The organism is Pseudomonas sp. A39 (genome assembly GCF_058145955.1).
Window position 1 is genome coordinate 1 of the sequence record NZ_JBYVMD010000051.1, and the last position, 13,442, is coordinate 13,442.

Consider the following 13,442-nt stretch of genomic DNA (forward strand, 5'->3'; position numbering starts at 1 on the left):
AGGGTGTCCATGCCCGACGCACGCGGCGCGGTCTGGATAATCCCGGCGTCCGGCGTGGCTTCCATCAGGCGCACCAGGCTGGTCAGGCATTCGCCGCTCATGACGCTGTCGGCGTCGAGCACGACCATGTATTTGTAGTCACCGCCCCAACGACGGCAGAAGTCGTCGAGGTTGCCGCTCTTGCGCTTTACGCGACGGCGACGGCGGCGATAGAAGATCTTGCCGAAACCACCCGCTTCACGGCACACGTCGAGCCAGGCTTGCTGTTCGGCGATGCAGATGTCGGCGTCATTACTGTCGCTGAGCACGAAGAAGTCGAAGCGGTCGAGGTCACCGGTGGCGGCGACCGACTCGAACGTCGCGCGCAGACCCGCGAATACACGCGGCACGTCTTCGTTGCAGATCGGCATCACCAACGCGGTGCGGGCGTCTTTCGGAATCGGCTCGTCGCCGGCACTCTTACCGGAGATCCGGTATTTATCGTGGCCGGTGAGCAGCTCCAGAAAGCCCATCAACGCGGTCCAGAAACCCGCCGAGACCCAGCAGAACAAAATCCCGAACATGATCAGGATGCTGGTTTGCAGGGCGTAAGGCAGTACCTGGGTAGCGGTTTGCAACAAGGTCTGGTTGCGGATTTCGTCGAAGTCGACCAGCGACCAGCCCTGGTACGGCATGATGCCTTTCATGTACCAGCCGGCGACGATGGTCTGGCCGAGCATCAGCACCAGCAGAATGTAACGGCGGATCGAACCCACGGTGCGCCAGCGGGCGGCCGGCAATACGCGCTCATCCTTCGGCGGGGCCGGCGGGTTGCTGCGGCCGGTGAGACGACGCCAGCCGCGCACCAGGATATTGGTACGCCAGGGTTCCGGCACCACACGGGTACGACGAATCGGCGGCGTGGCCTTGAGGCACACACGGCCGCTGGCATCCAGCACCAACATTTCGGCGTCTTGCAGCTCTTCGGCCGTGTTGAGGGTCAAACGGCGGCCTACCGACGCCTGGGCGGCGTCGGTGGGCGCGTCGAACGCCGACGACGACAAACGCTCGTGCAACTCGGTGAAGGATGTGCAGCCCGCCAGTTCGGCGCGCTGCTCAGCGGTCATCGGTAGATGCGCCAGGTACTCGGACAGAGTCTCAGGCGTTACTTGAGAATTACTCATCGGCAGGCAACTGATAGCTCCAGGTTTCGGTCAGGACTTGTTCGGTCTTGATCGGCTCCGGCGTGGCTGGGGCAGCTTCTGGCTGCTTGGCTTCCTTGTCTTTCGCGTCTTTCTTGGCCTGTTTCTCGTGTTGCTTGGCCAGGACCTTGTCAGCCTTGAGCACGTGGCTCGAGTCCTGCTCAGGGGCCGGCGGTGCAACATCCTGCACCAGCGCCGCGCGCATTTCGGTCGGCTTGCCTGCGTCCTTGATCTTCATGCGCAGGGTCAAGCGCCAGCCTTTGGTGTGCTCGTTGTAGCGCACGCTGTTTTCAACCAGCTCGGCGTTGTCGCTGACACTGACCTGGCTGCGCACCGGGGCATCCGCCGGCAGCGCCTTGAGGGACGGGCCCTCGAAGTCGACCAGGTAGGCCACGCTGCCGTCAGGCTGGCGGATCAAGTTGGATTGCTTCACGTCACCGGTGGAGCGCAGGGTCTGCTTGACCCAGGCGCTGTCGGCCGGGTGCAAGGCTTTCTCGTCCATGGTCCAGTGCAGGCGGTAGGAAACGTCCAGCGGCTGGCCCACTTCCGGCAGTTTTTCCGGACTCCAGAAGGCAACGATGTTGTCGTTGGTTTCATCGGCGGTCGGAATCTCTACCAGGTTGACGGTGCCTTTGCCCCAGTCGCCCTCAGGCTCGATCCAGGCGCTTGGGCGCTTGTCGTAGTTGTCGTCGAGGTCTTCGTAGTGGCTGAAGTCGCGGCCGCGTTGCAGCAGGCCGAAACCTTTCGGGTTCTCTACGGTGAAGTTGCTGACCGACAGGTGTTTAGGGTTGTTCAGCGGACGCCAGATCCACTCGCCATTGCCGGCATGGATCGACAGGCCGCTGGAATCGTGCAGCTCGCGACGGTAGTTCAGCACTTTGGACGGCTGGTTCGCACCGAACAGGTACATGCTGGTCAACGGGGCTACGCCCAGTTTGGTGACCTTGTCGCGCAGGAACATCTGGGATTTCACATCGACAATGGTGTCGGTGCCCGGACGCAGGATCAGGCGATAAGCGCCGGTAGCGCGTGGCGAGTCCAACAGGGCAAAGATCACCAGTTGTTTCTCACCCGGCTTTGGACGTTCGATCCAGAACTCGGTGAAGCGCGGGAATTCTTCGCCGGACGGCAATGCAGTATCGATCGCCATGCCACGGGCGGACAGGCCATACGACTGACCCTTGCCGACCACGCGGAAGTAGCTCGCGCCGAGCATGGTCATGATTTCGTCTTGCTTGTCGGCCTTGTTGATCGGGTACAGCACACGGAAGCCGGCATAACCCAGCTGTTCGGTGGCTTTAGGATCAAACTTCACATCGCCGAAATCGAAACGCGTCGGGTCGTACTTGATTTCCTGGACGCTGTCGGCGGTGACTTCATTGATTTTCACCGGTGTATCGAAGTGCATACCCTGGTGATAGAAGGACAGCTTGAACGGGGTGTTCTGATCGGCCCACTCGGCTTTTTCGTTGCGGAAACGAATCTTCTGGTAGTCCGCGAATTTCATTTCGCGGAATTCGTTCGGCAGATTGCTACGCGGAGCTTCGTATTTCTGCCCGGCCAGCTCTTTTGCCTTGGCCGACACATCATCCAGACTGAATGCCCACAGTTGACCCGCGCCGAACAGGCAAAACAGGGCAGAGCCCGTCACCAGTGCGTTTCGTAACCGTTTGGCTGACAATTTTGGTGCATTACAGGGACTAACAATCACGAGCAACCCTCGCCGAAAACAGATCAAAAAACCAACGGCCAGCTATCTATATGCCAGGTTGGCGAGCATTGTTCCGACTCCCCTTGGGCAAAATGATTCCCCATCGGTTGTCGGACAAGTCTCTACCTAAGTCAAAAATGGACCAAACAACGCTGATCCCCGTAGCGCGCGATTATCTAGTAGCCCGCGAAACAACGCATCAGGGATAACGAAGTATTTGTAGCGAAACCCTACGTTTTTAGGCATTAAAAGTCGTTTTTAATACATTCACGTCTGTAAGAGGAAGGTGACAGGCCCGTCATTGACCAAATGCACCTGCATATCGGCGCCAAAACGCCCCGACGCCACCTTGCCATGCAATTGTTGCGCTTGTAACAGCAAATGATCGAAAAGCGCCGCTCCCAGGGCCGGCGGGGCCGCTGTGGAGAAGCTCGGCCGCAGCCCGCTCTTGGTATCCGCCGCCAGGGTGAACTGCGACACCAGCAACAAACCGCCGTCGATATCCTTGAGCGATAGGTTCATCTTGCCTTCGTCGTCACTGAATACCCGGTAGTTCAGCAGCTTGTGCAGCAGTTTATCGGCACTCTCCGGCGTATCCGAAGGCTCGACAGCCACCAGCACCAGCAACCCCTGATCGACGGCGCCGACGATTTCGCCCGCCACCTCGACCCGGGCGCCTCGCACCCGTTGCAACAGGCCCTTCATGCTTCTTCAGGCGGCAGATCAAGCAGGCGCCGTGCCATTTCAGCGGTCGCGCGGACCAGCGCATCGGTAATACCGGGCTCCGACGCCGCATGGCCAGCCTCGCGAATCACCTGCAGCTCGCTGTTGGGCCACGCCTGATGCAGCTCCCAAGCGTTATCCAACGGGCAGATCATATCGTAGCGACCGTGGATGATTACGCCAGGCAGATGCGCAATCTTGTGCATATCGCGGATCAGCTGGTTGGGCTCCAGGAAGGAGTTGTTGGTGAAGTAGTGACATTCGATACGCGCGATGGACAGCGCGCGCTGCGGCTCGGAAAACCGCTCCACGTGCTGCGGGCTCGGGCACAGCCCCAGCATGCGGCCTTCCCAGCCGGACCAGGCCTTGGCCGCGTGCATCTGGGCGATCTGGTCGTTGCCGGTGAGACGCTTGTGATAGGCCGCGATCATGTCGTGGCGCTCTTCCGCCGGGATTGGCGCGATGTAATCCTGCCAGTAATCCGGGAACAGGCGGCTGGCACCGGCCTGGTAGAACCATTCGATATCCTGCGGGCGGGCCAGGAAAATGCCACGCACGATCAGGCCATGCACACGCTCTGGATGGGTTTGCGCGTAGGCCAGGGCCAGGGTCGAGCCCCAGGAACCGCCGAACAGCACCCATTTGTCGATGCCCAGGTGCTCGCGGATGCGCTCCAGGTCGGCGACCAGGTCCCAGGTGGTGTTGTTTTCCAGGCTGGCGCGAGGGGTGGAGCGCCCGCAACCACGCTGGTCGAAGGTGACGATGCGGTACAGGTTCGGGTCGAAATAGCAGCGGCTCTGTGCGTCGCAACCTGCGCCAGGGCCACCATGGATGAATACGACGGGCAAGCCTTCGGGGGAGCCACTTTCATCGACGTACAGCGTGTGGGTGTCATCGACTGCCAGATCGTGCCGGGCGTAGGGTTTGATCTGCGGGTACCAAGTCTGCATTGCGCGCTCCGTAAGGGGTCGGGTTCATCCCTGGGGGGACGTCTTTTATTTTGCCGTCTGGCACTATAAACCCGAATTGTGCAATGAGCATGTCCTTGCGCGCTTAGACCTGTGTCAGCACTTCTCTCCCCAGGCCATCGGGGTACAACAGAGTGGATACGCCCGCGGCGTGTAGAGCCTGCCGGCAAAGGAGCGACAGTGAGACCGTCATCGGGGGCAAGCCCCCTCCCACACTTGCCCGCGTTTTGTCTGGATGACCGCGCTTCAATGTGGGAGGGGGCTCGCCCCCGATAGCTATTTCAGCAACACCACCACTCACCGATAGTGCGCTTGCCCCCAAGCCAACACCCCTTCCAGCAATTGCTTGAGCACCACCCGCGTCGGCTCGGCCAGGTCCGGGCGATAACGGAACGGCTCAACCTCTTCCATGTAAGTGCTCTGGCACAACTCCAGCTGCACAGCATGGATATCCTGCGCCGGGTCACCGTAATGCCGGGTGATATGGCCGCCCTTGAAACGTCCGTTGAGTACATGGGTGTACTGCGGATGGGTGGCGCAGATGGCCTCCAACTGGCTGGCCAGCCCTGGATCACAGGCAGCGCCGTTGAAGGTGCCAAGGTTGAAGTCCGGCAACTTGCCGTCGAACAGGTGCGGGATCACCGAGCGGATCGAATGCGCGTCAAACAGCAAGGCATAACCGAACTCGGCCTTGAGCCGCGCCAGTTCTTCTTGCAGCGTGCGGTGATAGGGGCCCCAGATCTTTTGCAGGTAACTGGCGCGCTCGGTCTCGCTCGGTTCCAGCCCTTCACGGAACAACGGCACACCCTCGAACAACGTGGCCGGGTACAGGCCGGTGGTGGCACCGGCATACAGTGGCTTGTCGTCGGAGGGCCGATTCAAGTCGATCACAAACCGCGAATATTCGGCCGACAGGGTGCTGGCACCCAGGGCTTCGGCGAAGTCATACAGCGTGGGGATGTGCCAGTCGGTGTCCGGCAGGCTTTGCGCCTCGGGGATCAACCCTGCCTCGACGGCGGGTGTGAGGCGCAGGCCGGCGTGGGGCATGCTGATCAGCAGCGGCACGCGGCCTTGTGTGAAGTTCAGAACCTTATCCACAAGCAATACTCCTCAAACAGTGACGTCGACGCCGTGGCGCACGACGCGTTTATCCAGCTCGCCACCCAGCCAATAGGCCAGGTCGGCAGGACGATCGATCTGCCAGGCCACAAAGTCCGCAACCTTGCCCACCTCCAACGAACCATGAGTGTCGCCCATGCCCAGCGCAGTGGCGGCATGTTGCGTAGCACCGGCGAGGGCTTCTTCCGGGGTCATGCGGAACAGCGTGCAGGCCATGTTGAGCATCAGGCGCACCGACAGCGCTGGGGACGTGCCGGGGTTGAGATCGCTGGCGATGGCAATTTTCACACCGTGTTTGCGCAAGGCCTCCATCGGCGGCAACTGGGTTTCGCGCAGGAAGTAGAACGCGCCGGGCAGCAAGACCGCGACGGTGCCGGAGGCGGCCATGGCGATGGCGTCTTCTTCGGTCATGAATTCCAGGTGGTCCGCCGACAACGCGTGGTAACGCGCTGCGAGGCTGGAGCCGTGCAGCGACGAAAGCTGTTCGGCGTGCAGCTTCACCGGCAGGCCCAGTTGCTGGGCGACTTTGAACACGCGCTCCACCTGCTCGGTGGAGAACGCCAAGTATTCGCAGAACGCATCCACCGCGTCCACCAAGCCTTCGGCCGCCAAAGCCGGCAGCATTTCGGTGCAGATGTGGTCGATGTAATCGTCGGCGCGGTCCTTGTACTCCGGCGGCAACGCGTGGGCCGCCAGGCACGTGGCGCGCACGCTGACCGGCAACGCCTCGCCGAGGCGACGAGCGACGCGCAGCATTTTGCGTTCGTTGACCAGGTCCAGCCCATAGCCGGACTTGATCTCCACCGTGGTGACGCCGTCGCGCAGCAGACTGCGCAAGCGCTTTTCAGCGCTGGCAAACAGCTCATCTTCCGTCGCAGCGCGGGTGGCACGCACGGTGCTGGCAATACCGCCGCCCTTGGCGGCGATCTCGGCGTAGCTGACACCTTCGAGGCGCTGCTCGAATTCGCCGCTGCGGTTGCCACCGAACACCGTGTGGGTGTGACAGTCGATCAGCCCGGGGGTGACCCACGCGCCGTGCAGGTCATGCACCTGGGCGTAATCCGCCGTCGGTACCTGGCTGCGGGGGCCGACCCACTCGATGACCGAACCGGCGGTCACCAGGGCGGCGTCCTCAATGATCGAGTATTTGCCCTGGGCCATGGTTGCGACGTGGCAGTGTTGCCAAAGCGTTTTCATCAACGCCTCCCTAAATTAACGATGAGACAAAGCCGGGTCGTAGTGCACCTTGGCCGCTTGCCCGGCTGCAGGCTTGACCCACAACAGGTAGGCAACCACCAGCAGCACGATCCACACGGCACCGACCAGCAAAGCGGCCTGGGTGTCCGGGAAGTAACCCAGCACGCCAAACACGAACAGCATGAAGACGATGGCGGCCGCTGGCGCATAAGGCCAGAACGGCACGGGGAATTTCAGCTCGGCGACTTGTTCCTGGGTCATCGAGCGGCGCATCGCGACCTGGGTGAACAGGATCATCAGCCAGACCCACACAGTGGCGAAGGTCGCAATCGAGGCGATCAGCAGGAACACGTTTTCCGGGATCAGGTAGTTGAGCACCACACCGCCCAGCAGCGCCGCGCCCATCACCACCACGGTCATCCACGGCACGCCGTGCTTGGACAACTGCGCAAAGCCCTTGGGCGCCTGCCCTTGTTGGGCCAGACCGTACATCATGCGGCCGGCGCCGAAGATGTCGCTGTTGATGGCCGAGACGGCTGCCGAGATCACCACGATGTTGAGGATGGTCGCCGCCGAGCCGATGCCCAGGTTGCTGAAGATCTGCACGAACGGGCTGCCCTGGCTGCCGATCTGCGGCCATGGGTAGATCGCCATCAACACAAACAAGGTCAGCACGTAGAACAACAGGATACGCAGCGGCACCGCGTTGATCGCCTTGGGGATCACGCGTTGCGGGTCCTTGGCTTCGCCGGCGGTAATACCGATGATTTCAATGCCGCCAAAAGCGAACATCACCACCGCGAACGAGGCAATCAGGCCGCCGATGCCATTGGGCATGAAGCCGCCGTGGGCCCACAGGTTGCTGAGACCGCTGGCCTGGGTGTCACCGGCCGAATGGATGCCGAACAGCATGATGCCGAAACCGCCGAGGATCATCGCGACGATGGCGCCGACCTTGAGCAGCGACAGCCAGAACTCCATTTCGCCAAACACTTTGACGTTGCACAGGTTCAGGCCGCCGATCAGAAACACAATGCCGAGGACCCAGACCCAGCGCGCGACATCGGGAAACCAGAAGCCCATATAGATGCCGAAGGCGGTGACGTCGGCCAGGCAGACGATGATCATTTCAAAGGCGTAGGTCCAACCGAGGATAAACCCCGCCATTGGGCCCAGGTAGGTGCTGGCGTACTGGCCGAAGGAGCCGGCGACCGGGTTGTGCACGGCCATTTCGCCGAGAGCGCGCATCACCATGAACACGGCGGCGCCGCCGATCAGGTAGGCCAACAGCACAGCGGGGCCCGCCATCTGGATCGCAGAGGCCGAGCCATAGAACAGCCCGGTGCCGATCGCGGAACCGAGTGCCATGAAGCGAATATGTCGGGCGCTGAGCCCGCGTTTCAAACCCTTTTCTTGCTGGTGCATTTCTCGTCCTTAATTATTTTTATCCTGAGAAAAATCCAAACCTGGCGCCTGACAACTGTAGTGAGCGGGCTTGCCCCGCGCTGGGCTGCGAAGCAGCCCTGAAATGGCCACCGCATGTCTTCAGACAGAACGCGACGGCGGGTTTTGGGGCCGCTGCGCAGCCCAGCGCGGGGCAAGACCGCTCACTACAGGTTGTTGCGGTTACAGGCTCGGCAGGAGACTGGCCGGCACCAGCTCATTCAGGCAGCGAGTGGCGAGCAATTCGCTGGCGGCGTTGATGTCCGGGGCGAAGAAGCGGTCCTTGTCGTAGAACGCCACTTTGTCGCGCAAAATCCCACGCGCTTTTTCCAGCTTCGGTGAGGTTTTCAGACCTTCGCGCAGGTCCAGGCCCTGGCACGCGGCCAGCCATTCCACGGCGAGAATGCCACGGGTGTTCTCGGCCATTTCCCACAGGCGTTTGCCGGCAGCCGGGGCCATCGACACATGGTCTTCCTGGTTGGCGGAAGTCGGCAGGCTGTCGACGCTATGGGGATGAGCCAGTGCCTTATTCTCGCTGGCGAGTGCGGCGGCGGTCACTTGGGCGATCATGAAACCGGAGTTCACCCCGCCATTGCCGACCAGGAACGGCGGCAGTTGCGACATGTGCTTGTCCATCATCAGCGAGATACGACGCTCGCTCAGGGAACCGATTTCGGCGATGGCCAGCGCCATGTTGTCGGCAGCCATCGCCACGGGTTCGGCGTGGAAGTTGCCGCCGGAAATCACGTCGCCTTCAGCGGCGAACACCAACGGGTTATCCGACACGGCGTTGGCTTCGACCACCAGCACGTCAGCAGCCTGGCGGAACTGGGTCAGGCACGCGCCCATGACTTGTGGCTGGCAGCGCAGGGAGTACGGGTCCTGGACCTTGTCGCAGTTCTGGTGCGACTGGGACACCTGGCTGCTTTCACCCAGCAGGTCGCGATAGGCCGCAGCGGAATCGATCTGGCCGCGTTGGCCGCGAGCCGCGTGGATGCGCGCATCGAACGGCGAACGCGAACCCAGCACCGCCTCCACGGTGAGGCCGCCGCAGGCCAGGGCGCCGGCGAACAAGTCTTCGCCTTCGAACAGGCCACGCAGGGCATAGGCGGTGGATACTTGGGTGCCGTTGAGCAGCGCCAGGCCTTCCTTGGCGGCGAGGGTCAGCGGCGTCAGGCCCGCGACTTTCAACGCTTCGGTCGCTTCCAGCCATTCGCCTTTGTAACGCGCCTTGCCTTCGCCGAGCAGCACCAGGGACATGTGCGCCAGCGGCGCCAGGTCGCCGGACGCGCCGACCGAACCTTTCAACGGGATGTGCGGGTACACCTCGGCGTTGATCAGCGCGATCAGCGCGTCGATCACCTGGCGGCGGATCCCGGAGAACCCACGGCTCAGGCTGTTGACCTTGAGCACCATGACCAGTCGCACCAGCGCATCGCTGATCGGCTCACCGACGCCGGCGGCGTGGGACAGCACCAGCGAACGCTGGAGGTTTTCCAGGTCTTCGCTGGCGATGCGGGTCGAGGCCAGCAGGCCAAAACCGGTGTTGATGCCGTAGGCGGTGCGGTTCTCGGCGAGAATCTGCTCCACGCAGGCCACACTGGCTTCGATCTGCGCCGTGGCGCTGTCATCCAGGCGGAGGGTTACCGGCTGCTGGTAGATGGCGCGCAGTTGGGCAAGGCTCAGCTGGCCTGGAATCAGGTTTAGCGCAGTCACATTCATACTCCTTGTGAATTGTTCTTTTTGAATACTTCTGTTGAATAAGTCTTCAGTGCAAATTGGGTAATGCGGTGTCTTTGAGCACCTGGGCAGCCGCCGCAATGTCCGGCGCCAGCCAGCGGTCCTGTTCATAAGCCGGCACCACTTCACGCAACAGGCGCCAGGCGCGGTCGGTGCCCACGCCGAAGTGCTGGTCTTTCAAAAATTCGAACGCCTGGGCCGCCAGCAAATACTCGATGGCGAGGATCTGAGTAACGTTGGCCAATACCTGATGCAGCTTGAGCGCGGCATTGGTGCCCATGCTCAGGTGGTCTTCCTGCAGGCCCGAGGTGACGAAGTTGTCGAGCACCGCCGGTTGCGCCAGTTGGCGGTTTTGCCCACACAGTGAAGCGGCGACGTACTGCACGATCATCATCCCGGAGTTGACCCCGGGGTTGCTCACCAGGAACGCCGGCAGGCCGCTGACGTGCGGGTTGATCAGGCGATCCAGGCGGCGTTCGGCCACTGAGCCGATTTCAGCCATGGCAATCGCCAGAATGTCCGCCGCCAACGCCACGGATTGCCCATGCGGGTTGGCTTGGGACACCACGCGATAGTTGTCCGGTGTGCCGAGCACCAACGGGTTATCGGTGGCGCTGTTGAGTTCGGTCTCGATTTGACGGGTGGCGTGCGCCACCTGGTCGCGCGCCGCACCGTGGATCTGCGGGATCGAGCGGATGCTCAGGGCGTCCTGGGTGCGAATGCCTTTGCTGCTGGCGATCACTTCGCTGCCATCGAGCAAGGCGCGCAGGTTCATCCCCACGTGCTGCATGCCAGGGTGCGGCTTGAGTGCGATGATTTCTTCATCGAATGCATCGATCTGCCCGCGCTGGGCTTCGAAACTCATGGCGCCGATCACGTCGGCCCATTGCAGCAAGTGATGCGCATCAGCCAGGGCAAGGCAGCTCAGGCCAGTCATGCACGGCGTGCCGTTGACCAGGCACAGGCCGTCCTTGGCGCCGAGCACCACCGGCTGCAAGCCTTCCGCACTTAATGCCTCTTGAGCGGGAACGATCTGACCGCGGTAACTGACATTGCCCACACCCAGCAAGGCCACGCCGACGTGGGCCATATGGGTCAGGTAACCCACTGAGCCCTGGGACGGCACTTGCGGTGTGATGCCGTGGTTGAGCAGCGCCAGCAGCGCGTGCACCACTTGCGGATGCAGGCCGGATTTGCCGTGGCTGTAGTTGATGATGGCCGCGCAGATGATCGCGCGGGTCTGCTCGTCGCTCAATGCCGGGCCGACGCCGCAGGCATGGCTGAGCAAGGTGTTGCGCGACAGCTGGCTGAGTTGCTCGCCCTTGAGCGACACATTGCACAGCGCGCCCAGGCCGGTGTTCACGCCATAGGCGCGCTCACCGCGGGTGACGATGCGCTGCACGATGGCCTGGGCGTTGTCGATGCGCGCCCAGGCCTGGCCCGAGAGCTCGAGCACCGCGCCGTGGCGGGCGACGGCGACTACGTCCTGCCAGCGCATTGGAGTGTCGGCGAGGGTGATTGTTGTTGCCTGGGACATCTTCATACTCTCTTCAATTCTTGTGCAGCCTTACCGGCCCTATCGGGGGCAAGCCCCCTCCCACCTTTGATCGGGTTAACACAGGGCCAATGTGGGAGGGGCTTGCACCCGATGAGGCCATCAGCCTCACCAACAAATCCAGGTCAGACCACCGCCGCCCGCCGCTGAACAAACCGATCCACATACTCATCCGCCGGCGAATGCAGGATCTCCCGAGGCGTGCCGACCTGGATCAGCTTGCCGTCCTTGAGGATCGCAATGCGGTTGCCGATGCGCACGGCCTCGTCGAGGTCGTGGGTGATAAATACGATGGTTTTGTGCAGGGTCTTTTGCAGCTCCAGCAACTGGTCCTGCATCTCGGCGCGGATCAGCGGGTCGAGGGCGCTGAAGGCTTCGTCCATCAGGATGATGTCGGTGTCGGCCGCCAGTGCGCGAGCCAGGCCCACACGCTGGCGCATGCCGCCGGAAAGCTGGTGCGGGTATTTGTTTTCGTAGCCCTTGAGGCCCACAGTTTCGATCCAGTGCAGGGCGCGTTCGGCGCACACCTGCTTGGTTTCACCACGCACCTTGAGGCCGTAGGCGACGTTGTCGAGCACGCTCTTGTGGGGCAGCAGGCCGAAGCTCTGGAACACCATGCTGATCTTGTGCCGACGGAATTGGCGCAGGGCTTCCATGTCCAGTTGCAGGATGTCTTCGCCATCCACCAGGATCGCGCCGCTGGTCGGGTCGATCAAGCGATTGAAGTGGCGCACCAAGGTGGATTTGCCCGAGCCCGACAGGCCCATGATCACGAAGATCTCACCGGTGCCGATGCTCAGGGACAGGTCGTTCACGCCGACCACACAACCGGTCTCGGCCAGGACCTGGTCCTTGGTCTTGCCCTGCCCGACCATGGCCAGCGCATCCTTGGAGCGCGCGCCGAAGATCTTGAAGACGTTTTTAACTTCGATTTTACTGACAGTAGTCATTTGCTCGCCTCGTGTCGTGGACGACCATAGGCCTGGGTAATGCGGTCGATGACCACGGCGAGAATCACGATCGCCAGCCCGGCTTCGAGGCCTCGGCCAACGTTGAGGGTCTGGATGCCGACGAGTACGTCTTCACCCAAGCCACGGGCGCCGATCATCGAGGCGATCACCACCATCGACAGCGCCATCATGGTGGTCTGGTTGATGCCGGCCATGATGCTCGGCAACGCCAGCGGCAGCTGCACGCCGAACAGTTGCTGCCAGCGGTTGGCACCAAAGGCGTTGATCGCTTCCATGACTTCGCCGTCAACTTGGCGAATGCCCAGGTCGGTGAGGCGGATCAGCGGCGGCGCGGCGTAGATCACCGTGGCAAAAATCGCCGGGACCTTGCCCAGGCCGAACAGCATCAGCACCGGGATCAGGTACACGAAGCTGGGCATGGTCTGCATGATGTCGAGCAACGGCATCAGCACCGAACGCAGGCGATTGCTGCGCGCCGACAGAATGCCCAACGGAATGCCGATCAGCACCGAGATCACCGTGGCGACCATCATCAGCGCCAGGGTTTGCATCAGCTTGTCCCACAGGCCAACCGCGCCCACCAGGAACAGCAAACCGACGATCACCGCCGTGGTCACCACCTTGCGGGTGGCGTGCCAGGCAACCGCGCCGACGATGGCCAGCATCAGCCACCAGGGGGCAGCGCGCAGCAACCCTTCCAGGTTGACGATGGCCCATAGCAGGGTGTCGGAGATGTGCCGGAACACATCACCGTAGTTGGTGACCAGTGAGTCCACCCAACCGTTGACCCAGTCGGCGATGGAAAACGTAAAACTCTCAGGAAACATAGCGTGC

At 62.1% G+C, this 13,442-nt stretch carries 11 protein-coding genes; all 11 read right to left on the bottom strand.

Features of this window, described 5'->3' with window-relative positions; translation table 11 throughout:
* On the bottom strand, positions 1 to 1,163 hold a 1,163-nt coding region (locus AC3ZU9_RS26870), incomplete at its 3' end, for a glycosyltransferase (protein ID WP_490091575.1).
* Positions 1,156 to 2,892 (bottom strand): glucan biosynthesis protein G, encoded by a 1,737-nt coding sequence (locus AC3ZU9_RS26875; protein ID WP_043206109.1) that lies wholly within the window; start codon positions 2,890 to 2,892, stop codon positions 1,156 to 1,158. The genes AC3ZU9_RS26875 and AC3ZU9_RS26870, both read right to left, overlap by 8 nt.
* Positions 2,893 to 3,159: 267 nt before the next feature.
* Positions 3,160 to 3,597: a D-aminoacyl-tRNA deacylase gene (gene dtd / locus AC3ZU9_RS26880; RefSeq protein ID WP_012721783.1), complete on the bottom strand. Its 438-nt coding sequence runs from the start codon at positions 3,595 to 3,597 to the stop codon at positions 3,160 to 3,162.
* Positions 3,594 to 4,565 carry a prolyl aminopeptidase gene (gene pip, locus AC3ZU9_RS26885; RefSeq protein WP_012721782.1) on the bottom strand — a complete coding sequence of 324 codons (972 nt, stop codon included), beginning with the start codon at positions 4,563 to 4,565 and terminating at the stop codon, positions 3,594 to 3,596. The genes dtd and pip overlap by 4 nt, the downstream gene beginning before the upstream one ends.
* Positions 4,566 to 4,880: 315 nt before the next feature.
* On the bottom strand, positions 4,881 to 5,681 hold the full coding sequence (gene hutG, locus AC3ZU9_RS26890) for an N-formylglutamate deformylase (protein WP_046034004.1): 801 nt from the start codon (positions 5,679 to 5,681) through the stop codon (positions 4,881 to 4,883).
* A 12-nt stretch (positions 5,682 to 5,693) separates the two neighbouring features.
* Positions 5,694 to 6,899, bottom strand: coding sequence for an imidazolonepropionase (hutI, locus tag AC3ZU9_RS26895; RefSeq protein ID WP_490091576.1), 1,206 nt, complete (start codon positions 6,897 to 6,899; stop codon positions 5,694 to 5,696).
* A 15-nt stretch (positions 6,900 to 6,914) separates the two neighbouring features.
* On the bottom strand, positions 6,915 to 8,324 hold the full coding sequence (locus AC3ZU9_RS26900; protein WP_046034002.1) for an amino acid permease: 1,410 nt from the start codon (positions 8,322 to 8,324) through the stop codon (positions 6,915 to 6,917).
* Between the two features lie 201 nt (positions 8,325 to 8,525).
* On the bottom strand, positions 8,526 to 10,064 hold the full coding sequence (gene hutH / locus AC3ZU9_RS26905; protein ID WP_102059967.1) for a histidine ammonia-lyase: 1,539 nt from the start codon (positions 10,062 to 10,064) through the stop codon (positions 8,526 to 8,528).
* 46 nt (positions 10,065 to 10,110) lie between these two features.
* Positions 10,111 to 11,619, bottom strand: a complete 1,509-nt coding sequence (gene hutH, locus AC3ZU9_RS26910; protein WP_490091577.1) for a histidine ammonia-lyase — start codon at positions 11,617 to 11,619, stop codon at positions 10,111 to 10,113.
* A 143-nt stretch (positions 11,620 to 11,762) separates the two neighbouring features.
* A complete protein-coding gene (locus tag AC3ZU9_RS26915) occupies positions 11,763 to 12,587 on the bottom strand; it encodes a quaternary amine ABC transporter ATP-binding protein (protein ID WP_005783958.1) in 825 nt (274 codons plus the stop codon).
* Positions 12,584 to 13,435, bottom strand: coding sequence for an ABC transporter permease (locus AC3ZU9_RS26920; protein WP_012721776.1), 852 nt, complete (start codon positions 13,433 to 13,435; stop codon positions 12,584 to 12,586). The genes AC3ZU9_RS26915 and AC3ZU9_RS26920 overlap by 4 nt, the downstream gene beginning before the upstream one ends.
* Between the last annotated feature and the right edge of the window lie 7 nt (positions 13,436 to 13,442).